We start from the raw sequence: 25,875 nt of genomic DNA, 5'->3' as shown, positions 1-25,875 counted from the left end.
GGGTCATCGTACAACTTTTCTAAGAACCATCCACATTCCATCATCATGGACGCATTCCCAGATTCCGTCAATATCTGTCTCAAAATCTTGCAGGTCCCCGCTCCGCACAACGGCAAGGATGTCCTTATCTTCTGAAAGGGATTCTATAGAAGCAAAAGGCATCATGTTCTTTGCGTTCCAGTCCAATGCGCCCGGAAGCAGCTCTGGAATTTCATCCTTCCATTTGAGCCGTTTGGCCACATAACCCGAATAATAGGTAAGGGAAACCGGATAGCGTCCGCCATAGGTAACGACTGTTGTGTCATTTCTGATCATGGTTCTAACTATCTGGGCCGCATCATAAGCAGAAGCTTTCCGGCATTGCGGGATGGCTACCATATAAGTAAGAATCAGATACACGGTCAAAGCGCCTCCCGCCAGTCCTTTTACAAGCCGTTCATGTTGGACCAAAAAGGAGGAAAAGAAGACGGCAAACGGCAGCATATAAGGAAACGTATAGGTCATATATTTTGTCTGGACAAGTTCAAAGATAAAAACCGTCACAAAAGCCCAGGAGGCAAAAAAAGCCGTCCGAACATCCACTTCGGGGAGCTTTTTCTGATAGGCTGCATGCCTGCAGAAATTCCGGATTTTAAGGGTCCACTCCCGCCTTGATCCTGAAAGGGGCAGGGTAAAAGACCAAGGGGCCCAGCCCAAAAGAAAAACAAAGAAATAGTAGTACCAAACATTTTGGCGTGGGTGTTCCGAAACGGTAGCCCTCAAAAAATTATGGACGCCAAAGAAATTCAGAAGAAAGTCATGACCATGCAGGACCGTCATGGGTCCATACCAAAGGCCGGTCAAGATCAAATAGAGAAGCCCTCCGGAAACCAGTTTCATGTGCGCCAAGGCTTTTATGTCCCGCCGCCACCAGAGGAAAAAAAGGATGATAAGGCCAGGAAGCCCCAGTCCTATCGGGCCTTTGACCAAGGTCCCGATGGCAGCGGCCGTATAGGCCGCATAGTACCAGCTGGATTTTTTCTGCGTATAGCCTAGATAAAATGCCATCAGTGTCATTTCTAAAAAGACAAAGAGCGTCATATCCGTAATGATGGCCTTTCCAATGTAAAAATATTCAGCACTGGTCAAAAGGAGCAAAGAAGCCGCCATGGCCCGTTTAGCTGAATACAACCGCTTCACAAAAAAGTAGGACAGCTCAATCCCTAGAAGGCCAAATAAAGCAGAACCAAGGCGTGCAGCAAAGGAAGTTACGCCAAATAGCTTAAAGGAAAGGAGCAGTTCCCAATAATAAAAAATGGGCTTGTCATACCAATAATGACCATAGATCATTGGGGAAAACCAATCCCCACTTCGAAGCATTTCAAGCGCGGTTTCAGCATAATTTGATTCAACCGGGTCGGTCACAAGAAGGTCCTGGTTCCCGGCAAATAAAAGGATGGCCCCTAAGACCAAAAGGAGCCAAGGATAAGCACGTTCTTTTTTCATGACTGAACTTCCTCCTGACGGGCTTGATCCTGAGCAAACCGAAAGGTTCGAAAAAGTCCTTCTTCCAAGGTCATCTTTGGGATCCATGCCAATAAAGTCCTTGCCTTTGCGCAGCTCAGCACGGAACGATGGATGTCTCCGTACCGCTTAGGACCTTGTTCATGAGGAACACTGTACCCGGCTGTCCTTTCGAGCATCGCCAGTACCGTTTTCAAGGAAACTTCTTTTCCCGTACTAATATTGTAGACCGCATCACCACGTATTGTTACAAGGCTCTTTGCAAGAGCTTCGGCTACGTCACGGACATAGATCCAATCCCTGGTAGGATCAGTTGCTCCAAAAAGGGTGATGGGGCGATGACGCGCAATCTGATTGGCAAAAATCTGAATGACACCACCGGGATCCTTACGGACTTCCCGCTCTCCATATACATTGGCAAAGCGAAGAATCACCCATTCCATAGAAAAAGAAGGTGCCAGCATACGGATATAGTTTTCTGCCGTCACCTTGCTCAATCCATAAGGAGACAGCGGACATAAAGGCGCTTCTTCCGCCAGCGGCAGGAGTGCTTCTGACGGATGACCATAAACGGCTGCGGAAGAAGCAAAGACGAACCGGCTGACATGGGCCTTTCTGGCACCTTCCAAGACGGCAAGGGTCCCACCAATATTAAGGGAGGCATCCCGCAGCGGATCTCGTTCCGAAGAAGCAACTTCAATTTGGGCGGCCAAATGGATCACCGCGTCAAAATGTCTGGCTGCCATAAATTCCTGAAACTGAGGCGTCAGGATATCGATTGGATAAAAATGAGCTTCCAAAGGAAGCAGTCCTGCATTGCCTCGCGAAAGATCGTCGACAACGGTTACATCATATCCTTTTTCGATTAGATACCTTACAGTGTGATTGCCGATGAATCCGGCTCCTCCAGTGACCAGCACGTTCATGGGACCACTCCTTTGATTCCTTGATTTTCATCAGTATAAAAGCTGAATCTAAACAAAGCCTAAACAAAGGAATAAGCTTTCCGTAAGCCCCTGCAAAATCCTTGTAAGGAAGCCGCCTTGATTGTCTTGACGAAATACGATCAGGAAGAGCAGCCATATACAAAACATATTGTTTCACGTGAAACAATAAAAAAGTCTCCCCGGATCATCCAAGGAGACTTTTTAAGGTAACATTGATGTTAAGTTGGGGTGACACAGGCACACGATTCTTGCAATGAAGACGGTTGCCCTTTTCAGAAATTGTTCCCGTTGCGCTCCAGGAACGACCCTATATTAGATAAAATTCCCAAAGGGGAGCTTATCATTAGAAAGTAACAACGAGCTGGCTCCAGAGCGTACGGGCATGTTTATCGGAGGTTTCTCCCCGTTTGCCCTTCAAATCATAGTAGTCAACTTCAGCCACCATATTCTTGGCAAGGGTCAAGTTGGCTCCCACCTTATAGCCTTTGAAGCCATAACCTGCAAAGGCATCCCATGCACCATCCATAGTGTGGGCAATAACCGTCGGAGCAGACTGATCATAATAAGTTGCAATCAGGCCCCAGCTGCCCGGCTTATCTTCCTCAGCACCGCCATAGGTCAGACCAACGACGTAACCGTCATCATCGCCGTCTCGATATTCGGAAAGAAGGACATCTTTATCACCTTTCAGGTACATACCGGAAAGATTCAGCTTGCCAGCGGTATAATCAGCGCCAACCGTCCAAATTTTATTGTCACCATTCAGGCCAAAATCTTCAAATTTAACGTCCTTGGCCTTAAGGTAGGAAGCCGCCAGATTGAGGTTGCCCCAAGTCCCGCCCAACTCCGCTTGGTAGAACGTATCAGCAACGGAAGCATCCGTATCATCGTTCCAGCCAAAATCACTTTCACTGGCCATTTTTCCATAGGCTGCCGAGAGATAGGCATTACCGAAAGGTACGGTCGCCCGAACCGCGTCGACCTGGCTATCATAGATATTGCCATTGCCGAGGAATTCATCATAGCGGCCAGCTTTGATACCGACAACTCCAATGTTTCCTTCCAAGAAGGCTCGCTGGAAATCGGTATCACTGTCGCCAGATTCATTCTTGCCTTGAAAATACTGATGATTTTCAAGCATGGCCGTATAGTGCCAGTTATCGTTCACTTCACCAGTGAACCAAAGACGGGTTCTCAGGTCCGATTCAGAATTGCTTTCCCCATCGTCCTTGAATATACCGCCTTTATTGCTTGCATAGCTCATCTGGACCTCGCCAGTCACACGAACATGATCCGCATTCTTTTCGAGTTTTGCAACTCTAACTCCAAGATTATCGAGCTCATCGGCAAATTCACCAACAAGCTTATCATCAGCACCGATAGCTCCCTTAGCCAGTGCCTTTGCAACAATCTGGGCCATTTCATAACGGGTCATGGTACGGTCGCCTTTATAGGTGCCGTCAGGATAACCATCGACAATCCCTGCCGCGGCCAGCTTGGCAACAGCGGCATAAGCCCAATGACCAGCGGGAACGTCAGAAAAAGGATTGGCTGCAAGTGCTGTGCCGCTGATTCCCAGGGCAAGAACCAGGGCTGTGACAAATTGTTTTTTCATTGTTTCCTCCTTTTACACCAAAAGAAAGGAGTAAGCAAAGTTTCCAAGTTTCCTTCACTTACTATCTTTTGTTTTAGTTAGTTTAATCTAACATGATTAGTATACCGGACATTGCCGCTTTTGACAAGCCCTTTTTTATTATCCTTACGGCCTTCTATCCGGCTCCGTCCTAGATAGAAAAAATATATGGGTTCCATTGCTTTTCCGCGTGCTATAATGATTCTAATCTAATACTGAAAGAAGATGAAATCGATGAAGCCCTTTGTTTCATTCCCTCCTCTTGTCATCCGTCCTGCAAGTCCGGATGATGCTGCGCTTTTGCGTTTGATTTATGCTCCTTATATCCAAGAAACAGCCATAACATTTGAAAAAACGGTTCCCTCTTTAAAGGAATTTCGAGAGCGGATCGTCCATACCCTTCAGCAATATCCTTACCTTGTCTGTGAAGAAAACCAAGAAGTCGTAGGATATGCCTACTTAAGCGCATTTAATCCCAGATCTGCTTACCGCCACTGTGCAGAAACCAGCATCTACGTAAAAAAGAATATGCGACATCATGGAGTAGGAAAAGCCCTTTACCAAGCTCTCGAAAAGTCTGCTCAATCCATGGGAATCCTAAATCTAAATGCCTGCATCGCCTATCCATCAAACGAAAAGAAAGCAGATCCCTTTTTAAGCCTAGATAGTCCTCACTTCCATGAGCACCTAGGCTATACAGTTGTCGGGCGCTTTCATCAATGTGGATTTAAATTCGGTCGCTATTATGATATGATTTGGATGGAAAAGATGATTGGCCGCCATGACAAATCGCCTCATCCCTTTACTCCCTATCCTGAACTATCTGCAAAATGAACAAAATGATGGATGGGGTAATAGGGAGAGAAGAATCTTCTTATTTTTGAGGGATTCCTCATATCCCTTCAAAAATCCTTTCTGAGCGTTTTTATTGTTTTCCTTATAGATTGAGTCGTATTTTAAGAAAAATCCATTGAGAAATGATTTTTACGCAAGTATTGAGATGAGAGTTCTTTAAAAAATTCCTGTCAACTAATTTTCCCCTTTGCCAGCATGCGAAAAGAAATGGGGCCCAGTGGTTGATCCACTGGGCCCCATTTCTTTATAAAAAAAGGACCGCTTCCGCGTGCCCTATAGGGATTCAATTGGTGGGGTTATGCGGGTTCGAACCGTAGACCTCATCGATGTGAGCGATGCGCTCTAACCAACTGAGCTATAACCCCGATGTACCCGTCCATTATACTCCTTAGAGAAGAAATTGACAAGTCTTCATTCCTATCCAAAAAAATACGTCATAACGGCAACAATAAATAGGCCAGGAATCATATTTCCTACTCGCATCGCTATTATCTTTGACATTGTAAGTCCGATACCAAAAATAAGGATTCCCCCTGCTGCCGAAATCTCTTGGGCCACTGCATCTGTAACAAAAGGTCCAATGAAACTGGAAAGAAGTGTCAGTGTCCCTTGATAAAAAAAGACAGATAAAGCAGATGCCATAACCCCCGCTCCCATATTGGCACCATACATGATGGCGCTCAGACCATCAATCATCGCTTTTGTATACAGCGTTGATGCATCCCCATTTAATCCATCTTGAATGGATCCAACAATAGCCATGGCACCAACACAATAAATAAGGCTTGTCGTTAAGAATCCTTTTGCAAAGGCTCCGGTCTCCCCTTTTTGGGAAAACCGTTTTCCCAGATAAAGGCCTACTTGTTCCAGTTTTCCCTCAATATTCAGCGCCTCCCCTACGAGGATTCCCAGGACGAGACCAGAAATGACAAAAAGGGTATGCTGCCCAGCAAGAGCCATCTTGAGTCCCAGGACCATTACACAGAGACTCAGTCCATGGATAACGGTCTCCTGGTACCGAACTTTGATGCCGCGTCCCGCCAAAAGACCCAGAGCTCCACCTGCAGCAATGGCCACAGCATTGACCACCGTACCTGTTCCCATCATGATGCTTCACCTACACCGTAAACGGTTTTCCTTCTTCTTGCAAAGCAGGTCCTTCTTTTTTTAGAAGTTCCATGACCCGTTCCAGATCGCCTTCATTATAGTATTCAATGACGATACGGCCTCCATGTTCCTTCTTATCAGGCTGGACCTTGACTTTTGTCCCAAAATATTGGGTTAGATCTTCTTGGATAGCCTTCACATAGATGCTTTGACTTTCCTTGACAGACCGTCTTGCTTTATCCTTCGCTTTTTTCCCATTTTTAGCGGTCTGTTGGGCTTCCAGTTTCTCAGCTTGTTCCTTTTCAGAAAGGCCTTCCTTTTCACTGGTAACGTATTCTTCTACCATACGAGCAGACCAACCTTCTTCTGCTGCACGAAGCGCGAGCTTATCAATTTGCTGGGGATCCGTCAAACTAAGGAGCGGACGAACTTGACCCGCAGTCAATTTTTTATCCGTCACCAGTTGGGCCGCTCCTTCAGGAAGCTTTAAAAGCCGCAGACTGTTTGCCAAAGCAGCCCGGCTCATACCAAGGCGTTTGGCCGCTTCTTCTTGAGTGACCTTAAGAGCGTCCATCATATTCTTGATGCCCCGAGCCTCTTCTATGGGGTCAAGATCGCTGCGCTGCATGTTTTCAACAAGAGCGACTTCCATCATAGTGGCGTCATCATAATCACGGATGACAACAGGAACCTTGACGAGCCCCGCTGCCTTGGCAGCTCGCCAACGGCGCTCTCCGGCAACAATTTCATAGGTTCTCCCCTTTTTGCGGACAATAAGGGGTTGGATAATGCCGCTTTCCTGAACCGATTGGGTAAGTTCTTCCAAAGCCTTTTCATCAAAAGTGTGACGCGGCTGGTAGGGATTGGGAATTAAGTTTTTAACAGCCAATTCCCCTACATTTTCACCCGCCTGCCGTTCTTTGACCACTTTCTTAACCGGTTCAAACATCACATCAAGACCATTTTTCCCCAATCCTCTTTTACTTGGCACGGCGCTTCACCTCCCTTGATAGAGCCCGATATGCATCAGAAGCCTTGCATTTCGGATCATAGGCAATGATGGGTTCCCCGTAGCTAGGTGCTTCTCCAAGGCGTACACTGCGAGGAATCATCGTCTTATAAAGAAGATCTGGGAAATGCTCATGGACGGCTGTCACAACATCATTGGAAAGGTTCGTTCTCGTATCCGCCATGGTCATGACAATTCCTTCTACGGAAAGATTAGGGTTGCTCGTTTCCCGAATACGATCAACGGTCTGGATGAGCTGGGTGACCCCTTCCAAGGCGTAGAATTCACACTGGATGGGAATCAGTACTGAGTCTGCCGCTGTAAGGGCATTGATAGTCAATAAGCTTAAGGAAGGCGGGCAGTCAATTAGGACATAGTCATAACTTTCCTTGACCTTATCCAACTGTTTTTTTAGACTTAAGGCCCGGTTTTTCTTCTCAATCAATTCAATCTCCGCGCCGGCCAGGTTCATTGTAGCCGGAGCCACGCTGAGATTTTTCCATTTTGTTTCTACAACGACCTTATCCATATGGATTCCATGGATGAGGACATCATACATATCTTTTTCAAGGGTATTTTTATCGATTCCAAGGCCGCTTGTTGCATTTCCTTGGGAATCAAGGTCCACAAGGAGGACTCTCGTTCTCGTGTTTGCAAGACAGGCTGCAAGGTTGATACTTGTTGTTGTCTTACCGACACCCCCCTTTTGGTTGGCGATGGCAATGATCTGCGTCATGACATTTTTTCTCTCCTTATTCATAGGTTCACGTCCTATTCTATCACAAATTACATCATCAAGGGAAAAAATCCCTGTTCACCTTGTCCATTTTTTTGAATGTTTCACGTGAAACATTCAAAAAAAATCTTAAATCCATTCTTTTTGGTGCCTGTCTCCCATTTTTTAGCTGTCTCGGAGAATTAGGCGAATGTTTCACGTGAAACATTCGCCTAATTCCCATGTTTTAAAAGCCTTCCCATTGGGACACCACCGTTCCCCGTTTCTATTCCTCCCCAAGAGGAAAGCAAGAGGACTAAAGAAGCAAAACAGATTCCTCCCTCGTATCCATAGGATTCCCCCTTCTGGAGCCATCCCAGAAGATCAGCATTTGGTCATGGATCGAGCTTTTCCCAGCGTATGATCGCATAAAGCCTCCTTCCTATGGATACTAAGACAGTAATGCCGTACCAAAGAAGTTTTTCTTCTGCTCCGATACTTATTTATATCCTCAGAAACAGGCCTAATCATATGAGCCCGTTTCTATTCTTCCGATTTGATGCCGTTACCCAAAAGGTCACTTATATGCTTTTGCCAGATTACAATCTTTCACTTTTATTTTTAACAGCTTCCACAACTAAATGGACAGATGTGCGACTGTCATCAACATTTCCTATAATTGACGCATCCGTTTCTTCCCATCTATTATTCATTTTTTCTTATGATAAATTGAAGTATGCTGATTTTGCTATGCGTTAAAGTTATATCCATTCATTCTTTTTTGGGATTATACAAATAATCCTTGATGAGATACAATACCCTACATCAATACTATGAATCAGAATATTAGAGCAAAAGGGGACGATACAATGACTGCCACCGCACCATTTCGTTACGATATTGTTGGAAGCTTCCTGAGACCGGCCTCTCTCAAAGCGGCAAGAAAAGCCTTTGAAGAAGGGACCCTTTCCCTAGAAGCACTCTCGAAAGCCGAAGATGAGGCCATCCTTGACCTTGTAGAAAAGGAAAAAGCCTGCGGCCTCAAAGCCGTCACAGACGGCGAATTCCGTCGCCGCTACTGGCATCTGGACTTTTTGGCTGCCCTTGATGGTGTCACGGAAGTCCATGCCGATCATTGGTCTGTTGCATTTAAGGGTGCGCAGCCTAAAGCATCCACCATCGCCATTACAGGGAAAATTGATTTTACGGACCATCCCTTCCTGAATCATTTCCGTTTTCTTAAAAAGGCAGCAGGGGAGACCCTAGCCAAGATGACCATTCCTTCTCCATCCATGCTTCACCTCATCGCCTGCGTGCGGACGGAATCCTACACACCGATTGAACGCTATCGCGATGAAGCCGTGCTTTTTGAAGACATTGCCGCTGCCTACCAAAAAGCGGTCCTGGCCTTCTATGACGCAGGCTGCCGTTATCTCCAGCTGGACGATACGTCCTGGGGCGAATTCTGTGATGAAGATAAACGCGAAGCCTATGCCAAACGCGGTTTTGACCTGGACCGTATTGCCAAAGAATATGTCAAGGTCCTCAACAAGGTCCTTGCCGTTAAACCCAAGGATATGGTCATTACCATGCATATCTGCCGCGGCAATTTCCGTTCCACCTGGTTTTCTTCCGGCGGATATGGGCCCATTGCCAAGACCCTCTTTGCGCACTGTCTTGTCGATGGATTCTTTCTCGAATACGATACGGATAGGGCAGGGGACTTCAATCCGCTCCACCATATCAAGGACCAAAAGGTTGTTCTGGGCCTTGTTACCTCAAAATCGGCAGACCTTGAAAATTCGGAAGCCATCAAAAGACGGATCAAGGAAGCAAGCGCCCTGGTTCCCCTGGATCAGCTGGCCCTTAGCCCGCAATGCGGCTTTGCTTCCACGGAAGAAGGCAATCTCCTCACGGAAGAAGACGAGTGGAAGAAGCTCACCCTTATCCGCAGCATTGCCCGTGAAGTCTGGCCCGATGCCGATTGAGTTCCGCTTATCCTAAAAGCAATGTTTCACGTGAAACATCTAGTCGAATCAGAAAGGAAGTCTTTTCTATGCAAAAACGCGTTCTTACCCTTCTTGCTGTCAGTCTTCTCGGGCTCGCTCTCGTAAGCGGCTGCGGCAGCAGTGAAAAGAAAGAAGCCAGTACGCCGCAGAACAAGGTCATCAAGATTGGTGCGACGGCCGGTCCTCATGCCGACGTTGTGCACGCCGTCGCTGACGAAGCAAAAAAGCAGGGAATCAATGTGGAAGTCATCGAATTCTCTGATTATATTACGCCGGACAAAGCCTTGGCGGAAGGTGATTTAGACCTCAACAGCTATCAGCACGCACCATTTCTGGCAAATTTTGCCAAGCAGAACAATGCCAAGCTCGTTCCTATTGGCAATACCATTCTCATGCGTATGGGCATCTATTCCAACAAGATTCATGATATCAATGCCGTTCCTGACGGCAGCGTCGTGGCCATCCCCAATGACCCAACAAACGGCGGGCGTGGCCTCGTCCTTCTTGAAAAAGCAGGTCTCATCAAGCTAAAGGAAGGCGTCGGTTTCAAAGCAACAGCAGCCGATGTGGCAGAAAATCCAAAGCACCTCAAATTCAAAGAACTGGAAGCAGCTCAGCTGCCCCGCAGTCTGGATGATGTAGACCTTGCCGTCATTACCATGAACTATGTCATGAGCAGCGGAATGGATGTCAAGAAACAGGGCCTTTTCTGGGAAAAGGATGATGAGCCCCTTGCAGTCATGGTCCTTGCTGCTCGCGAAAAAGATAAGGACAACCCGACCTATAAAAAGATTGCGGACCTTTTCCATTCCGACGCAGTAAAGAAATTCATTGGAGAAAAGTTCAAAGGAACCATCATTCCTGCAAAATAATGTAAAAAAAGAACCGATCAGAAAGAAGATTATTCCTTCTGGTCGGTTCTTTTTGTCGTAGGGGAGGGGCCTTTGGCCCATTTTTGTTGTACCTTCTTCTTGCAGCCTGCGGATGGCTTCCTCATTGAGCCAGTACCATTCCTCTCGAGAAAGTTTGGTACTTTGCAGGGCATCATAATAGGCAGCGACCCGGCAAAGGAGAGGCCGCTTTTTATGAATGAGACACAAATGAGTCTTTTCATCATAATGGCGGAACACGCCATTGCTGCAATCCAGGGTGGCTCCTTCAGAGATGGTGTCCACACGTTCAAAGAAAAGGCTAAATTTACTGCAGGAAAAGGGCATGATTTCCTTCAATCTTGATGATGGCTTTCCCTGATTCTTCCGTCAACGTCCCGTTTTCGCGAAGGAGGGGCATATCAATGAGGATTTTCAACGTCTTATCAAGTAGAGTTGCCTTTCCGACAGTCTTTTTTTCCTCGCCTCCATCCATCCGCCAATCCGCCCCTTCTCGTCGGATGATAAGTTTCATTTCTGATGCCGCCCATTTCAAAATGAACTTCGAGTTTTCCCATGATATCTCAGATCTGCTAGGCCCGCGTCTCAATGGTTTCAAGAAATGCAATACGGCTCTCGCACACTTCTAGCAATTTCCGCGACTCGGCGAGGAAGCTTCGGGCATCATCTATCGCTTCATCAGCCTTATTTTCCATGAAAACATCCGCTACAAGAAGAGCAGAGGCCGCAACAATCCTGCCGAGGTCAGCCGTTCCGCCAGCAGCAAGGATGGCATTGGTTGCCGCCGCATCGTTGAGGCCGGCAATGGCCGTTCCCATCGACGCACTGGCAAGGGATCCCACTAAAATTCTTTATGCTTCGTTCTCCTTTTCCCAATGAAGAAGTTTTTTTCCCGTTTCCGTCAGTGTCATCAGTTCCGATACATCAATGCCCAAAGCATCGGAAATATCCATGAGCGTTGACAGAGGGATGCTGTCATGATAGGTTCCCCGCTCAATCCGGGAAATCGTATCCGGATGAAGATGGGCCAAACTCCCCAGGTCTGCCTGACCGAATCCGTTATGCACGACAGCCCGCAGCATCCGGTAATAGCGGATCTTGGCCCCAATGAATCGACAAAGCTTATGTTTTTTGTCCATTATGCGGCGTCTCTTACACGCTCACCAACCTTTCTCTCATCCTGTCTTTCAAACTTGCATATCCTCCTTCCCTATTTATCGCATTGTATCATGGCAGGATATGATTATGGGGGATTTTTTTAGTACTCATTCCTTAAAAGCCCGATTTCAAGGGAAATTTAGAAATAAATCAGTATGATAGAGTAAAAAAGGACTGGGTCCGAAGTCATTCCGGTCCAGTCCACAGTTAAGGTATCTTCTATTTTATTATTTAGGTTTCACAGCAAGTGGACGCTTAGTCGCAATACCCGGCCGTCTGGGATACTGCTCGCCCGTAGGACGGATTTTTTCAATGGTAATGATATAACGCTTATCGTCAAGGCCGGGCAGGGTCAGATGGCGAATATCAACAATCTTTCCGCCCAAGATGGAAATGGCCTGACGGCCTTCTTCTGCTTCTTCCATGCCCTTGCTGCCCTTCATGGCGTAGAAGACGCCGCCAACCCGCACAAGGGGCAGGCAGTATTCCGCAAGGACGGGCATAGGCGCTACAGCCCGGGCAACGACAACATCAAATTTCTCGCGCAGCTTCGGGTCCCGCCCCGCTTCTTCGGCTCGCGCATGGTGACAGCGAATCTGGCCAAGGCCCATGTCCTTTGCCACCTTCTCAAGGAAGGCAAGGCGCTTTGCCAAGGAATCGATGAGGGTGAGACGCATAGTCGGATCGTAGATCTTCAGAGGCAGTCCTGGAAATCCCGCTCCCGTTCCCACATCGGCAATCGTCCGATTATGGAAGCGCTTTTCGTTATAGATAGTCAGGGAATCAACCATATGCTTTACCGCCACTTCTTCCGGGTCTGTAATGGCTGTCAGGTTAAGGAAGCGATTTGTCTCCAGGAGTTCATCCTTATAGATTTCAAAACGCCGGAGCGCTTCGTCAGAAAGGGTCAGGCCAATTGCTTCGGCACTTTGCTTCAAGGTCTCCAAATAGGTCATGCTTCTTCTCCTTTGCGTCTCCGCGATTCCAAATAGACCATAAGGACGCTGATATCAGCAGGGGAAACACCGGAAATACGGCTGGCCTGACCAATGGAAAGGGGCCGCTGCTTTTCCAGTTTTTCCGCTGCCTCCGAAGATAGTTCATGGAGGGCACTATAGTCGATATCGTCCGGGAGCAGGCGGTTTTCGAGCTTCATGGCCCGCATGACTTCCTGTTTCTGCTTATCGATATAGCCCTTGTACTTGACTTCTACGTCCACTTCCTCTGCAGCAACGGGGGAGAGGGGTTCGAGGTCAAAGGCTTGCTGGAGCTTTTCGTAGGTAATTTCCGGACGGCGCAAAAGTTCCATCATGTTGATAGAGCTCTTTAAGGGCACGGAGCCCATAGCCATAATCTTTTGCTGATTTTCTTCCGACGGGGCCAAGTTCTTTTTCGAAAGGGCAAAAAGTGCCCGTTCGATTTCGTCCCGTTTCTTCGTAAAGGCAGTATAGCGGTCGTCCTTGACAAGGCCCACATTGCGGCCTTTCTGCGTCAGGCGCAGATCGGCATTATCCTGCCGCAGAAGCAGGCGGTACTCGGCACGGCTTGTCATCATGCGGTACGGTTCCGTCGTTCCTTTCGTCACGAGGTCATCAATGAGGACACCAATATAGGCATCGCTCCGTCCCAAAATGAAAGGCGGCCGGTGATCAAGCTTCAAGGCGGCGTTGATGCCTGCCATAAGGCCCTGGGCCGCTGCTTCTTCGTAGCCACTCGTGCCGTTTGCCTGCCCGCAGCTAAAGAGCCCCTTGATGGCTTTATGTTCGAGGCTTGCCGTAAGCTGCAGGGGATCGAGGCAGTCATACTCAATCGCATATCCAGCCCGCATCATCTTGCAGTGCTCCAGACCCGGAATGGTCTGCATGAAAGCAACCTGGATTTCGGCGGGGAGAGAGGAGCTCATGCCCTGGACATAGATTTCATTGGTCCTGAGCCCTTCCGGTTCCAAAAAAAGCTGATGACGGCTCTTATCGGCAAAACGGACGATTTTTGCTTCAATGCTCGGGCAGTAGCGAGGGCCTACACCTTCGATGGTTCCGTTGAACATGCAGCTCCGGTCAAGGTTGTCCCGAATGATCTGATGGGTCCGGGGGTTGGTATAGGTCAAGTAACAAGGAACCTGCTGACGTTCCGTAATAGGGCTGATAAAGGAGAAATTCCGCACCGCTTCATCACCGTACTGCGGCTCGGTCCGCGAAAAATCAATGGTCCGACGGTCCACACGAGCCGGTGTACCGGTCTTGAAGCGCATGAGCGTAAGCCCGGCTTTCACGAGGGAATCGGTCAGTTTCATGGCTGAACGCTGCCCATTAGGGCCTGCCATATAGGCAACTTCCCCATATAGGATACGCCCCCTTAAATAGGTCCCTGTGGCAAGGATGACGCAGGGAGCTTCAAAGACTTCCCCTGTTTCAGCAACGATACCTTCTACAGCACCGCCGCGAACAAGGAGCTCATCGATCATGAGCTGCTTGACGTCGAGGTTTTCTGTGTTTTCCACGACTTCCTTCATAATGGTATGGTAGAGCGGCTTATCTGCCTGGGCCCGGAGCGCCTGGACAGCATAACCCTTGCCTGTATTGAGCATGCGCATCTGGATGCAGGCTTCATCAGCCGCAATCCCCATTTGCCCACCCAAGGCATCGATTTCCCTCACCAAATGGCCTTTGGCCGGTCCCCCTACAGACGGATTGCAGGGCATGAGGGCAATATTATCCATGGAAAGGGTCGCAAGGAGGGTCTTTTTTCCCATCCGAGCTGCCGCTAGGGCTGCTTCGCAGCCAGCATGGCCCGCACCTACGACAACAACATCATAATGATCCACAACGATCATGCTACTTTTTATCCTCCTCTACCGCGTCCTATTTTCCGACGCAGAACTGTGCAAAGATCTCATTGATGATTTCCTCAGGCACATCATCACCCGTAATTTCGCCCAGCTCATGAAGAACCTGGGTCAGGTCAATCGTGAGGCAGTCGTAGGGGAGATGGGCCCGCGCATCGCGAAGCGTCTCTGCAAGATGATGGGCTGCCTGTTCAAGCAGCATTCCCTGACGGGCATTTTGGGTCATCAGTCCCATTTCGGCATCGGATCCTTCGCCCATGACAAAATGACGGAGATGGATTCCGACCTGATCCATTCCAGCACCATCTTTAACGGAAAGAGAAAGGACGTCGCCGCCCGAAAGAGCTTCCACTTCCTCCCGCGAAAGGGCCGGTGCAAGGTCACTTTTATTGAGGAGCACCAGATGGGGACGGTTCTTGACCGCTGCAAGGAGTTTCCGGTCTTCGTCCGTGAGGGGACTTGCGCTGTCCAAGACGACAAGGACCAGTTCCGCGTCTTCCAAAATGGCGCGGCTGCGTTTTACACCAATCTGCTCCACATAGTCTTCTGTATCCCGCAGACCTGCCGTATCGGTCAGTACTAAGGGGATCCCGTCAAGGGTCATCTGCTCTTCAATGATGTCCCGCGTCGTGCCGGGGATATTGGAAACGATGGCCCGGTCCGTCTGGAGCAGGCGATTCAGGAGACTTGATTTGCCAACATTGGGGCGGCCCACAATGGCTATCCGCAGGCCCTCGCGAAGGATCTGCCCCGTCTCTCCTTTCTTGCGCAGCTGCATGACTGCATCATAGCACTGCTGCAGCACACCTTCGGTTTCGTCATAGGTCACGTCTTCAATATCATCTTCCGGATAGTCGATGATGGCTTCCAGATGGACCACCAAATCCCGCAGGCGGCCGCGGATTTCCCTGATGGAACGGGACAGGGCCCCTTTATGGCCTCTTCCGGCTGCAACAAGGGCACGGCGGCTCTTGGCATTGATGATATCCATGACCGCTTCTGCTTCCGTAAGGTCAAGACGGCCATTAAGAAAAGCCCGTTTTGTAAATTCTCCAGGTTCTGCTGGTCTTGCCCCTTCGCTAAAGGTCAGCCGCAGGATTTCTTTCAGCGCTTCCCGTCCGCCATGGCACTGGATTTCCACCACGTCTTCTCCCGTGTAGGAATGGGGGCCCGGCATATAGACTGCCAGGACCTCATCCACATCGACACCCTTCCCGTCATGGATATGACCATACTGCAGATAACGGGGACGGGAAGAGGAAAGGGGTTCTTTTGCCCGAAAAATCCGATTGACGAGACGGAGACTTTCCGGTCCGCTGACGCGGATGATGCCCACGGCGCCAACGCCCAGGGCGGTCGCAATGGCACTGATTGTATCTTCCATGATTCCTCCAAAAAAAAGCTCCGAACAAGGGTCCGGAGCACGTAACGTTCAAGTGTGATTTATTTAAGGTCGATGACGACTTTACGGTAAGGTTCTTCGCCTTCACTGTAGGTCACGATCCCGGGCTCGTTTTGCAGGGCCTCATGAACGATCTTCCGTTCATAAGGATTCATCGGTTCAAGAAGCGCCTTGCGGCCCGTCCGCTTGACGCGATGGGCAAGGTTGTGAGCCAGTTTTTCCAATGTATCCCGGCGGCGTTTCCGGTAGTTTTCGGCATCAAGGACAATGCGGTGCCATTCTTTCTTTCCTTTATTGGCTGCAAGGTTTGTCAAATATTGCAAACTGTCCAGCGTTTGGCCATGCTTGCCAATAAGGACACCCAGCCCATCCCCATGGAGTTTCAGTTCAATTTCACCATCCTTGCGATTGATGAACTTTTCGATGATGAGATCCATCCCCATGGCCTTGAAAAGGGTTTCCAGAAAGGTCTTGGCATCTTGGGCAGCGGCTTTCCGTTCTTCCTCAGCATCAGAAGAAACAGGCGCTTCGGTGACTTCAGGTTCCTCTTTCGGAGCAGGTCCTTCCGGCGTTTCCGGGACCGTTTCTAGTTGTTCTTCAAAAGAGTCCGGTGCCGCAGCCTTTTCCGCTTCCTTTACAGTAACCCGTACCTTGGCGTCCCGCTTGATGAGTCCAAAAAGGGCATCCTTGCCTTCTTCCAGGACCTCAATGAGGACATCTTCACGGCTTACGCCGAGTTCCTTGAGGGCAGCCTGGACAGCATCGTCCACGGTACGCCCCGTCTTTTCAATGCGATTCATATCCATGCCTCCTTGCCGCTTGGCATTGTCTACTCTTTTAGGCTTTCTTATCGGCCCGGTCCATAAAGAACTGCTGACCAATCTGCATGAGGTTCATCACGACCCAGTAGAGAACCAGACCAGCCGGGAATTTCAAGCTGATATAGCCAATGAACAAGGGCATGAAATAAAGCATGACCTTCCCCGTCGGATTATCGGACGGCGGCATGCTCTGCCGAGATTGGATATAGGTCGTCAAAGCAGACAGGATAGGAAGGATATAATACGGATCGGGCTGACCGATACTCTGCATCCAAAGGAAGCTGCTCGGCCCTTCATAGTTAAAATCACGGATTCCGTAGAAAATGCCAATCATGATTGGCATCTGGATGACAAGGGGAAGGCATCCAGCCAGGGGATTGACCCCTTCTTTCTTGTACAGCTTGGACAGCTCTTCATTGAGCTTCATCTTATCATCGCGATAACGCATCTGAAGTTCCTTCATACGAGGCTGGATGCGACTCATAGCCTTTGTTGAGGCGATTTGACGCTTCGTCAAAGGGTAGAGGAGCAATTTGATGAGGATGGTCATGATGATGATGGCAAGCCCGTAACTCGGCTCTCCAATCATGCGGGTTGCTTCATAGATGGCAGAAACCACCTGCTGCACAAACGAACTTAAGAATTCCAAGTTTTTTCTCCTTTTCTCCTGCTGCGGTCAGGGTACCGGGTCATACCCGCCCTTATGGAAGGGATGACATTTCAGTAATCTTTTCGTAGCCAGATAGGTTCCTTTCAGAAAACCATACTTTTTCACCGCTTCCAGCGCATATTGGGAGCACGTAGGATAGAACCTGCAGCGAGGCGCGAGAAGAGGGGAAATGCAAATCTGATAAAAACGAATCAGGAAGATTGCGATCGTTTTCATAGGCCTCTCCGGATCTATAACAGTCCGGCTTTCTTTGCCAGACGCAAAAACACAGTCTCATACATAGCAAAGGGTGCATGGGCCAACCGACGTCTGGCTACCCAGACGATGGAAACGGGCTTTTTAAGGCGGTACTGGTGCTGACGAAAGGTTTCCCTCATCCGCCGTTTGATCTTGTTGCGCAAGACCGCATTTCCCAGTTTCTTCCCTACGGCTGTTCCCAGCTGGGAATGGTCATGAGGAGAAGGCAGAAAATAAAAAACGCCATAGCCATCCACAACGGATTGACCCTTGTCATGGATCTTTTGGAAATCCTCATGGGCCTTGACCCGATGAGCCTGCGTATAGGTGTTTTTTCTGGGCATTTGTTCTTGTTCCAAAGCGATTGGCACCTGCCTCATAGAGTAAAATAGGCCGCGAAAGGCGGCCCATCTCATAGTTTATGCAGATAATCTCTTTCTGCCCTTCGCACGTCTTCTTTTCAAGACTTGTTTTCCACCCAAAGTCTTCATTCTTTCTCTGAAGCCATGAGTTCTTTTTCTTCTCGTGTTGTTAGGTTGGAACGTTCTCTTCATCTATTAACCCTCCTTACTTCAAAGGTGATTTGCCAAGATCGATCAAAAAATCATTTGACAGCTCATACAATTATATGCTATGGGACGGGGTGTGTCAACCGATTTTCCCGCTCAATCTTTGTGTTTCTCTTATTTTTGCACGCTTTTCTCAACGCGTGCAATGAACTGTTCGAAAAGAGCCCGCATTTCCGGATGCTCGCGCCACATATTCTCCGGATGCCACTGTACGGCAGCAACTTGGTCACTGCCTGCTGATTCTATGCCCTCAATGACACCATCCGGTGCCATAGCCGTAACAACAAGACCCTTGGCTACATCCTTCAAGGCCTGATGATGCCGAGAGTTTACATAGGCCGTATCCCCCAAGGCCGCATGGAGCAAGCTGCCTTTCTTGACATTTACATGGTGGACGGGATAGGCCCCGTAGGCTTTTTGGCTGTGGCCGATGTAAGCACTGGGGCAGTCAGCCTGAAGATCTTGATAAACCGTACCGCCAAGGGCAATATTGAGGACCTGGATGCCGCGGCAAATGCCAAAAATGGGTTTTCCTGCCTCATAAAAGGCCCGAATGAGATCGATTTCAAAGCGGTCCATCTTGTAATCCGCACCGCCCACTTTCCACGTCGGTTCTTCTCCAAAAAGGGTCGGGTCCACATCCTGTCCGCCGGGAAGAAAAAGTGCGTCGGCAAGGTCCACATAATCCTTTCCACTAGCGCCTTCCACATCGGGAAAAACAATGGGAAGCGCGCTCAGTTCACCCAGAATGGTCACAATATCCCGTGGCACGTAGGGTGCCTTTTGGTAAGTAGGTACCTCGTCCCGTAAGGTCAAAGTCCTGCTCACAAGACCAATTCGAATTTTTTTGCTCATGAAAATCACTCCTTCAGTTTCATGCTCATACGCCGCATTATACCATATTTTAAGGAAAACATAAGCGGCATCTCATTTTCCATCCCTTTTTCCGCCCTTTTATCTGGAAAAGTCGCCCTTTTTTGCCTAATATCTATTTCTGTCCATTTTATCTCCCCACTAAAAGCAAAAAAAAGTTGTATGATATAAGGCGTTATATTTATTACAATTTTTTCTAGTTTTATCTTATTATTGCATGAATTTATAACCAAGATGGAGGTCTAGCCGTGCGTTCTTTTCAAATTCATTTCTCCCAATCCCAGAATCATTTCCTGCTTGCTTTTTCTTCTTATGCTATTTTATTCTTTCTTTTTGAATATTTTCTCGGGCAGCCTCTTTCTCAATCCTATAAGTTAGTCCTTTTTGAATCGCTTTTCTTTGCCTTGCTAGGGTATATGATGAACTTTTCTACAGCCTTTCTAAAAAGTTGGACCGTCCTTTTCCTTCTCTATGAAAGTCCAATCCTTGTGCTTTCGCAGAACCCCCAAAGCACTCTTTTTCCTCGTGACGCCGTCCTTGCCTCCGGTCTGGTTCTTTTTGGCTATGGAGGAAGTCTTCTTTTGGAATGTCTTGCAGAGCATACATCCTACAAGAAAATAATCACTTGCATTTCCAGATTCTTATTCATATCCGCAATTGTTTTTCCCTTGCCCACATTGGTTTATCTTTTGATCAGCGGTGGGAAGGCACTTTCTTCAGATATTATGCTGACACTCTTTCAAACAAATGAGGAAGAAGCCTTAGCTTATATCAAGAGTCTTCCTTCCGCAGCTCTGGTCGGAAGCCTTCTCCTTTTTTCTCTGCTCGGTGCCTTAGGCCATGATCTCTTAAAACTCCGGCAACAGGTTCTTTCAAAAAAGAGGCCCGACTTTCCTGTTAAACTAATCGTATTTCTTACTTTATGCCTTATCATCTTTCCCGTAAAAGCAAAAAGTTACTCCTTTTTTGTAGCCATGAAAGAGACAAAAGAAATTCTTGCTGACTACAGTCATTACGAGAAATCACGTAATAAACGGCTTGACCGCCTAGAACAATTGAAAGGCCTTTCTGTTTCACCTAAAGCAAAAGGCCTCTATGTCCTTGTCATTGGTGAGTCAGCCACAAGGGATCATATGGAAAGCTATGGATACAAACGCCATACAACACCATTTCTGGAAAGCTTCAAAAAAGACCCAGGAACCCTGCTTTTTTCTAAAGCATTTTCCAATCATACGCATACCGTCCCCGTTCTCACCTATGCGTTAAGTCAAAAGAATCAATACAACAATATTCCTTTACAAAAAGCATATTTCTTGATTGAAATAGCTAAAAAAGCAGGATATGAGACCTATTGGATCAGCAACCAGCGAAAATATGGAGCATGGGACACACCCACATCAGAAATGGCCGGAACAGCAGATCACCAAGTGTTTATCAATGGCCGTGCGGGAAAAGGAGTGGGTTCCACTTATTATGACAAGGCCCTGTTGGATCATGTACCGATTGTCGATAGCGCTCATCCTACTCTTATTGTTTTTCACGTGATGGGGAGCCATGCTTCTTATGAAGATCGATATCCAAAAAATGAAACCTATTTTTCTGGGGGCAACAATCATATCGATACCTATGACAACACCATCCTTTATACGGACCAGTTCCTGAAACAACTCTATGTTAAATTAAAGAAAATGCAAGATTTTCGTGGCCTAGTCTACTTCTCCGACCATGGTGAGGACAGCCGTAAAGGCATCGGTCACAACGCCACTCAATATGAACCCATCATGACCCATATTCCTTTTGTTGTCCATCTTTCATCGGAAAGCCGAAAAGAGAGGCCTCTTTTATGGCAGGTTCTTCAATCCCATAAGGACTGCTGGTGGACCAATGACCTTCTCTATAATTTTATGGTGACACTTCTTGGTATCGAAAACGCGCCAGAAAGTGACTCTTCCCTTGATATCGCATCACCTAATTATAATCTTCCCCTTGAAAAGGCTCGGACACTTCACGGCAAAAAGAAATTGGATCCCTAAATAAAAAGGATCGTTGGACATTTTTCCAACGATCCTTTTTATTTAGGGAAAATGAGCAATCCTAATGATTCACTTTTTAAAAGATGGATCCCTGGATGCATGAAAACAACTAATCTGTAATTTTTCCCCATCCACATGATTACGATAGGCGAATTTTTTCCGGATGACTTCCATCTCTCCAATGGCTTGTTCCTGCCATCGAAACCCCAGTTTTTCATAAGCATTGCAGGTCATGCCCCGACAATAGCCGTTTCCATTTCCTTCCGGATAGCTTTGACGAAGCCGCTTCAAACTAAGGGCTCGTGAATCATATTCCAGCTTTGCTCCCAATACATGGGCAGAAGGGCTCAAATAAGGTTCACAATCAGCAATATAGGAAGAACGGAAATACAAACTGTGTTCATTGTCTCCTGTAAAACTGATCAATAGGTCGACACTTCCTTTTTTTAGTGGCGGCGTGGTACTTGCATCGGCAATATAAAGGATATTTCGTTCCAAATGAAGCTGCTCCAAATTGGATTTGTACATTTTCAATACTTCCGGATATTTGTCAATCAAGATGTACAGACAATCTGGATCAAGAGCCTTGAGATTCGTGTATAGAAAAAAGTACCCGTTGATATGGCCCTCTAATACAACCTTTCCTTTAATGGCCCGGCCTTTCATCCTTGAAACAATATAATCGGAGCATTTTTGCAGATGAGTGGCGAGATTCTCATTGATATCATAATAGATTCTCCGCTGGAGATCAGGTCGATCATAATCACCTTTGTACACATTCCCCGTTTGGATGATTCCCTCCTGGATCTGCATTTCACAGCCACAGGCACATTGCAGTCTTCCCTGATAGATATAACGATGATCGAGAACAGCATCTGTCAAGGTAAAGGATCGGCCGCAATGAGGACATGAAAGCAAGGACAAAGAGAAAAGAGGAGCCCCTGTCCTGAGTTTTTCGCAGTCGGGCTTTCCAATTTTCCCCAACAAATCTGCAATTTCATTTTCAGCAAACTGCAGCTCTGCTCTCTTTTTCTTGAGTTCTTCCAATTTACCTGCAAGGAGTCGCTTGACATCTGTTAAGCTCTCTTCCTCCACCATATTATTCATTCTATGGATATCCAAATATTCATGGATTTCATGAAGGGAGAAATAGAGGTGCTTCATTTTTAAGATTATTTCCATATCATTTTGTTCTCGTATACCAAAAGACAGCTGCGCACCTTGGCTGTTAGGAATCAATAAGCCCAAGGAAATATAATAGCGGATGGTATCGACACTCACGCCGACAGAACGTGAAAAATCACCTATTTTCATACTGATTCCTCCCGTAAGGTTTTCCATATCTTCCGTTTCAGTAATTATTGTATCAGGCCCCTGCTTTTTTTGCATAGTTTCTTCGAAAAAAGGTGGAGTCAACTCCATCTTTTTCTTGATTTTAGATAATTCTGTAATTGACATCAAGCCTCATCCATCCCCTACGATAGTAATAGATAGGATGTCGACAGCCTGATAAAAAAAGGAGGCTCATTCATGAACGCATTGTTGGAGGCTATTTTGACCTTTACCAATTGGATATGGGGGATTCCCATGCTGATTCTTCTTGTCGGCGGCGGGTGCTTTCTTGCCGTAAGACTGAACATGCTCCCTTATCGGAAATTGCCATTTATTCTGACACACACCATTGGAAAATCATTCACGAAAATTGAAGGTTCCGACGGTCAATTCAGCGGATGGCAAGCGGCCAGTGGTGCACTCGCTTCAACCCTGGGAGCGGGGAACATTGTGGGGACCGCCATGGCAATTGCTTTTGGAGGACCGGGCAGTGTTTTTTGGCTCTGGATTGCCGGCCTTGCTGCATGCGCCGTAAAATACACGGAAGTAACAACGGCCATGCTCTACCGCGAAATTGACCAAAAAGGCAATTGGGTGGGAGGGCCCCAGTATTATTTAGGAAACGCCACCGGATGGAAGTGGACAGGAGAACTATATACGATTCTCTGCCTGTTTGCCCTATTTTTCGCAGCTTCTGCCCAAATTGGATCAGGAGTCGATCACTTAGTCGCCTTAGGAGCCAATCGTACCCTTTCAGCCCTCATTCTCACCCTTTTCTGCATTGCCGTGGTTGTTGGTGGAATGCGCAATCTTCTGGCAGTCAGTGAAAAAATCGTGCCTTTCATGAGTATCCTGTATGTTGGGGGTGCGCTCCTTGTTATCTTACTGAATATCGAAAACTTTCCTCATGCTTTTTACTCCATTTTTCGTTATGCCTTTACAGGAAAAGCCGCAGTAGGAGGGTTTGCAGGCGCTACGCTGGCTGCCTGTATCAGATGGGGCATCTGCCGTGGAGTCTATTCCAATGACGCAGGAACCGGTTACACGACAATGGTCCATACCGTTGCAGCTGTGAACCATCCCGTTCAGCAAGGCATGTGGGGAGTCTTTGAAGCCTTTTTTGATACCTTGGTTGTCTGTAATCTCACCTGTTTTGCGATTTTATGCACTGGCATCTGGACAAGTCCCGGTGTAACCGCCTCCACGATGACGGCGGCCGCTTTTTCCTCTGCCATTGGAACGGCTGGTTCGTGGATTGTATCAATTGCATTGCTTCTGTTTACTTTTACCACGGCTTGCGCGCAAATTGAATTTTCCTGTGTAGCCCTCGTCAAACTGATTGGTCAAAAAGGAAAGACGTATGGCCGCTGGGTTCTCTTATTTATGACCTTTATTGGCGGCATGATGGGCATTGAAACGATGATCAATTATGTAGATTTTGGAACGGCCCTGATGACAACCATCAATATGGTCTGTATTCTTTTATGCCATCAGCATGTCGTAAAGGCATCCAAAGAGTACTTCGCCGATCCCGAAAAATGGGAACACATGAAATGGCCTAAATGGGAAGCTATGGAACGCAGTTTTCATCAAAACCAATCTTCTGAGAATAAACAATGACAGACCATGAAAGGAAGGTATCAAAATGAAACCAATTATTGGAATTACTTGTAACTATGATCCCAGGGATACCGTCATCGGCGTTCCTGGCCTAGGACTTCCTGGCCAAGATTGGGAATTCCTAGCAGCGGACTATATCTACACCATTGAAAAAGCGGGTGGGATTCCCACCATCATCCCCTATTGCAGGGAAAAAAAGAATATTATTGCCCTTCTCGAAAAAGTCGACGGAATCCTTATCAGCGGGGGGCATGACATCGATCCGCTCCGGTATGGTGCGCGTCCCATGCCGTATTGTGGGCGGATTGTACCCGAACGGGATGAATATGACCTTACAATATTCCATTATGGCTATGAACACAAGCTTCCCATGCTTGGAATCTGCCGCGGCATACAGATCATGAACGTCGCAATGGGAGGAACTGTCTATCAAGATCTAGGTCAAGAAGCTCATTTGACACACCGCTATATGGGAGATATGGCTCCCAAAAATTATCCCTCCCATGAAACACTTTTTTCTTCAGGTTCCCTTCTCCATACAATTTTCGGGGATAAGATCCGTACCAATAGTTTTCATCACCAAGGGGTCTGCGAACCAGGCAAGAACGTCACCATCACGGCCCTTGCAGAAGATCAGGCCGTAGAAGGCATTGAAATTACAGGCGGCGCCTCGTTCATCGTTGGGGTCCAATGGCATCCAGAAATGATGTTTGATGCGCCTGAACAACTGAAATTGTTCCAAGCCTTCATCAATTCCTGTAAAAAAAACAATTAAAAAAATAGGTACTTCACGTATTTTTGTGGGATGCCAAATCATACGTAGGTAAAGACCGGTACCGAATCAAGGTAAAAAAGTACCGGTCGTTCTTGTACCCATATGCGTGTTCGGCAGTTTTAATCTTGTGGTATCCTCCCAATCAGCCTGTGTCAATAGGGCATTTGGCATGGTTTGCCAGACCGTCGATTCGCTTTTCCTTCAGCTTGGCGAATCGTGTTTCAATGGATGCCTGTTATCTTCTGCACTCCGATAGTCGTAAATCCCTGGGCGAGCAGCGATGGAATCCACACAGCGGCCTGTTTGGTGATTCTCGTTTCAGGACATCTGTACGGATTGAGTTCCGTAACCGTTTCCTGACGGCAAGGGCACCGGAAGCGGTGCCCCTCGAAGAGGACAGTGCGCCTGGCATTTGGCTGCATAGGCACCGTCCTTAGGCGGGTTCGGTACGTGCCATAGATATGCATCGGCTCTCCGCAGTGAGAGCAGAGAAAATCGGTATGGCGTTTCTACCTGGTAACCACCCATACCGTGGAATCGTCTAAAGGATCTTCGGGGAGCCCAACAAGGTAATCGGGGTCTTGACAAAACAGGTCTGCTTAAATAATGTACTAAATAGAGGACATCTCAATTCTCCTTTACTTGGGTTTAGCCACCTTATATTTTGGAGAATTTGATGTCCTTTTTCAATATCCATCTGTCTATGACCCCACAAATTTCCGTGAAGAACCCATTTTTATTATATGCTGATTATATAATAAAAATGAGCATCACCAAGACTATCCACGGTGGATTTATGGCTTCCGTGGGCATCGATTCCACGCAGTCACCTGCCATTCATTTCCTACCTTAAAGAAGGGAATCTTCTGGCG

26 protein-coding genes and 1 tRNA gene are annotated in these 25,875 nt (G+C 47.5%); 6 read left to right on the top strand and 21 right to left on the bottom strand.

Annotation, left to right across the window (positions count from 1 at the left end; all coding sequences use genetic code 11):
• Positions 1–3: 3 nt before the first annotated feature.
• The 3 genes from H503_RS0104165 to H503_RS0104155 form a co-directional block, all read right to left on the bottom strand.
• The gene (locus H503_RS0104165; protein ID WP_009015016.1) at positions 4–1,485 is read right to left on the bottom strand and encodes an ArnT family glycosyltransferase; all 1,482 of its coding nucleotides are present in this window, start codon (positions 1,483–1,485) and stop codon (positions 4–6) included.
• Positions 1,482–2,429 carry an NAD-dependent epimerase/dehydratase family protein gene (locus tag H503_RS0104160; RefSeq protein ID WP_009015015.1) on the bottom strand — a complete coding sequence of 316 codons (948 nt, stop codon included), beginning with the start codon at positions 2,427–2,429 and terminating at the stop codon, positions 1,482–1,484. The genes H503_RS0104165 and H503_RS0104160 overlap by 4 nt, the downstream gene beginning before the upstream one ends.
• A gap of 364 nt (positions 2,430–2,793) precedes the next feature.
• The gene (locus tag H503_RS0104155; protein WP_009015014.1) at positions 2,794–4,065 is read right to left on the bottom strand and encodes an S-layer homology domain-containing protein; all 1,272 of its coding nucleotides are present in this window, start codon (positions 4,063–4,065) and stop codon (positions 2,794–2,796) included.
• A gap of 252 nt (positions 4,066–4,317) precedes the next feature.
• On the opposite strand from H503_RS0104155, the gene H503_RS0104150 reads away from it, so the two are divergent.
• Complete coding sequence (locus H503_RS0104150; protein WP_009015013.1) at positions 4,318–4,917, top strand: GNAT family N-acetyltransferase; 600 nt, start codon at positions 4,318–4,320, stop codon at positions 4,915–4,917.
• A gap of 309 nt (positions 4,918–5,226) precedes the next feature.
• Here the strand turns inward: H503_RS0104150 and H503_RS0104145 are convergent.
• The 4 genes from H503_RS0104145 to H503_RS0104130 form a co-directional block, all read right to left on the bottom strand.
• A tRNA-Val gene (locus H503_RS0104145) sits at positions 5,227–5,303 on the bottom strand.
• A 52-nt stretch (positions 5,304–5,355) separates the two neighbouring features.
• Positions 5,356–6,045: a DUF554 domain-containing protein gene (locus H503_RS0104140; protein WP_009015012.1), complete on the bottom strand. Its 690-nt coding sequence runs from the start codon at positions 6,043–6,045 to the stop codon at positions 5,356–5,358.
• 10 nt (positions 6,046–6,055) lie between these two features.
• Positions 6,056–7,036, bottom strand: coding sequence for a ParB/RepB/Spo0J family partition protein (locus tag H503_RS0104135; protein WP_009015011.1), 981 nt, complete (start codon positions 7,034–7,036; stop codon positions 6,056–6,058).
• Positions 7,026–7,814, bottom strand: a complete 789-nt coding sequence (locus H503_RS0104130; RefSeq protein WP_014129187.1) for a ParA family protein — start codon at positions 7,812–7,814, stop codon at positions 7,026–7,028. The genes H503_RS0104135 and H503_RS0104130 overlap by 11 nt, the downstream gene beginning before the upstream one ends.
• A gap of 824 nt (positions 7,815–8,638) precedes the next feature.
• Between H503_RS0104130 and H503_RS0104120 the strand changes: the two genes are divergently transcribed.
• Together H503_RS0104120 and H503_RS0104115 are read left to right on the top strand one after the other, a co-directional pair.
• Complete coding sequence (locus H503_RS0104120) at positions 8,639–9,757, top strand: 5-methyltetrahydropteroyltriglutamate--homocysteine S-methyltransferase (protein WP_009015009.1); 1,119 nt, start codon at positions 8,639–8,641, stop codon at positions 9,755–9,757.
• Positions 9,758–9,825: 68 nt separating this feature from the next.
• Positions 9,826–10,650: a MetQ/NlpA family ABC transporter substrate-binding protein gene (locus H503_RS0104115; RefSeq protein ID WP_009015008.1), complete on the top strand. Its 825-nt coding sequence runs from the start codon at positions 9,826–9,828 to the stop codon at positions 10,648–10,650.
• Between the two features lie 325 nt (positions 10,651–10,975).
• On the opposite strand, the gene H503_RS11770 is transcribed toward H503_RS0104115, so the two are convergent.
• The 12 genes from H503_RS11770 to H503_RS0104055 form a co-directional block, all read right to left on the bottom strand.
• Positions 10,976–11,182 (bottom strand): hypothetical protein, encoded by a 207-nt coding sequence (locus tag H503_RS11770; protein WP_016459866.1) that lies wholly within the window; start codon positions 11,180–11,182, stop codon positions 10,976–10,978.
• 58 nt (positions 11,183–11,240) lie between these two features.
• Positions 11,241–11,510: a hypothetical protein gene (locus H503_RS0104100; RefSeq protein ID WP_009015007.1), complete on the bottom strand. Its 270-nt coding sequence runs from the start codon at positions 11,508–11,510 to the stop codon at positions 11,241–11,243.
• A 9-nt stretch (positions 11,511–11,519) separates the two neighbouring features.
• A complete protein-coding gene (locus H503_RS0104095) occupies positions 11,520–11,807 on the bottom strand; it encodes a helix-turn-helix domain-containing protein (protein WP_009015006.1) in 288 nt (95 codons plus the stop codon).
• 246 nt (positions 11,808–12,053) lie between these two features.
• Positions 12,054–12,782, bottom strand: coding sequence for a 16S rRNA (guanine(527)-N(7))-methyltransferase RsmG (gene rsmG / locus H503_RS0104090; protein ID WP_014129189.1), 729 nt, complete (start codon positions 12,780–12,782; stop codon positions 12,054–12,056).
• Entirely contained in the window at positions 12,779–14,659 is a 1,881-nt protein-coding gene (gene mnmG, locus H503_RS0104085; protein WP_009015004.1) for a tRNA uridine-5-carboxymethylaminomethyl(34) synthesis enzyme MnmG, read from the bottom strand. Before mnmG ends, rsmG begins: the two co-directional genes overlap by 4 nt.
• A gap of 28 nt (positions 14,660–14,687) precedes the next feature.
• On the bottom strand, positions 14,688–16,055 hold the full coding sequence (gene mnmE / locus H503_RS0104080; protein WP_009015003.1) for a tRNA uridine-5-carboxymethylaminomethyl(34) synthesis GTPase MnmE: 1,368 nt from the start codon (positions 16,053–16,055) through the stop codon (positions 14,688–14,690).
• A 59-nt stretch (positions 16,056–16,114) separates the two neighbouring features.
• Entirely contained in the window at positions 16,115–16,873 is a 759-nt protein-coding gene (gene jag, locus H503_RS0104075) for an RNA-binding cell elongation regulator Jag/EloR (protein ID WP_016459865.1), read from the bottom strand.
• Positions 16,874–16,910: 37 nt separating this feature from the next.
• Positions 16,911–17,543, bottom strand: coding sequence for a YidC/Oxa1 family membrane protein insertase (locus tag H503_RS0104070; protein ID WP_009015001.1), 633 nt, complete (start codon positions 17,541–17,543; stop codon positions 16,911–16,913).
• Positions 17,544–17,570: 27 nt separating this feature from the next.
• The gene (yidD, locus tag H503_RS12205; protein ID WP_009015000.1) at positions 17,571–17,780 is read right to left on the bottom strand and encodes a membrane protein insertion efficiency factor YidD; all 210 of its coding nucleotides are present in this window, start codon (positions 17,778–17,780) and stop codon (positions 17,571–17,573) included.
• Between the two features lie 14 nt (positions 17,781–17,794).
• Positions 17,795–18,160 carry a ribonuclease P protein component gene (gene rnpA / locus H503_RS0104065; RefSeq protein ID WP_242603459.1) on the bottom strand — a complete coding sequence of 122 codons (366 nt, stop codon included), beginning with the start codon at positions 18,158–18,160 and terminating at the stop codon, positions 17,795–17,797.
• A gap of 60 nt (positions 18,161–18,220) precedes the next feature.
• Positions 18,221–18,355: a 50S ribosomal protein L34 gene (gene rpmH / locus H503_RS0104060; protein ID WP_009014998.1), complete on the bottom strand. Its 135-nt coding sequence runs from the start codon at positions 18,353–18,355 to the stop codon at positions 18,221–18,223.
• Positions 18,356–18,484: 129 nt separating this feature from the next.
• Complete coding sequence (locus tag H503_RS0104055; protein WP_009014997.1) at positions 18,485–19,225, bottom strand: gamma-glutamyl-gamma-aminobutyrate hydrolase family protein; 741 nt, start codon at positions 19,223–19,225, stop codon at positions 18,485–18,487.
• Positions 19,226–19,824: 599 nt separating this feature from the next.
• Here H503_RS0104055 and H503_RS0104045 point away from each other — a divergent pair.
• Positions 19,825–21,276, top strand: coding sequence for a phosphoethanolamine transferase (locus tag H503_RS0104045; protein ID WP_226828519.1), 1,452 nt, complete (start codon positions 19,825–19,827; stop codon positions 21,274–21,276).
• Between the two features lie 69 nt (positions 21,277–21,345).
• Here H503_RS0104045 and H503_RS0104040 read toward each other — a convergent pair whose 3' ends face one another.
• Positions 21,346–22,590: a MerR family DNA-binding protein gene (locus H503_RS0104040; RefSeq protein ID WP_227077600.1), complete on the bottom strand. Its 1,245-nt coding sequence runs from the start codon at positions 22,588–22,590 to the stop codon at positions 21,346–21,348.
• Between the two features lie 216 nt (positions 22,591–22,806).
• On the opposite strand from H503_RS0104040, the gene H503_RS0104035 reads away from it, so the two are divergent.
• Entirely contained in the window at positions 22,807–24,228 is a 1,422-nt protein-coding gene (locus H503_RS0104035) for an alanine/glycine:cation symporter family protein (RefSeq protein ID WP_009014994.1), read from the top strand.
• 25 nt (positions 24,229–24,253) lie between these two features.
• On the top strand, positions 24,254–25,003 hold the full coding sequence (locus H503_RS0104030) for a gamma-glutamyl-gamma-aminobutyrate hydrolase family protein (protein ID WP_009014993.1): 750 nt from the start codon (positions 24,254–24,256) through the stop codon (positions 25,001–25,003).
• A 221-nt stretch (positions 25,004–25,224) separates the two neighbouring features.
• Here the strand turns inward: H503_RS0104030 and H503_RS12425 are convergent, their stop codons facing one another.
• Positions 25,225–25,425, bottom strand: coding sequence for a hypothetical protein (locus H503_RS12425; RefSeq protein ID WP_131219498.1), 201 nt, complete (start codon positions 25,423–25,425; stop codon positions 25,225–25,227).
• Positions 25,426–25,875: the final 450 nt, after the last annotated feature.

It is taken from the genome of Acidaminococcus intestini DSM 21505, from assembly GCF_000425045.1.
GTDB classification, from domain to species: domain Bacteria; phylum Bacillota; class Negativicutes; order Acidaminococcales; family Acidaminococcaceae; genus Acidaminococcus; species Acidaminococcus intestini.
The sequence above is the reverse complement of the archived record's forward strand: the minus strand, read 5'-3'. Positions and strand labels throughout refer to the sequence as shown.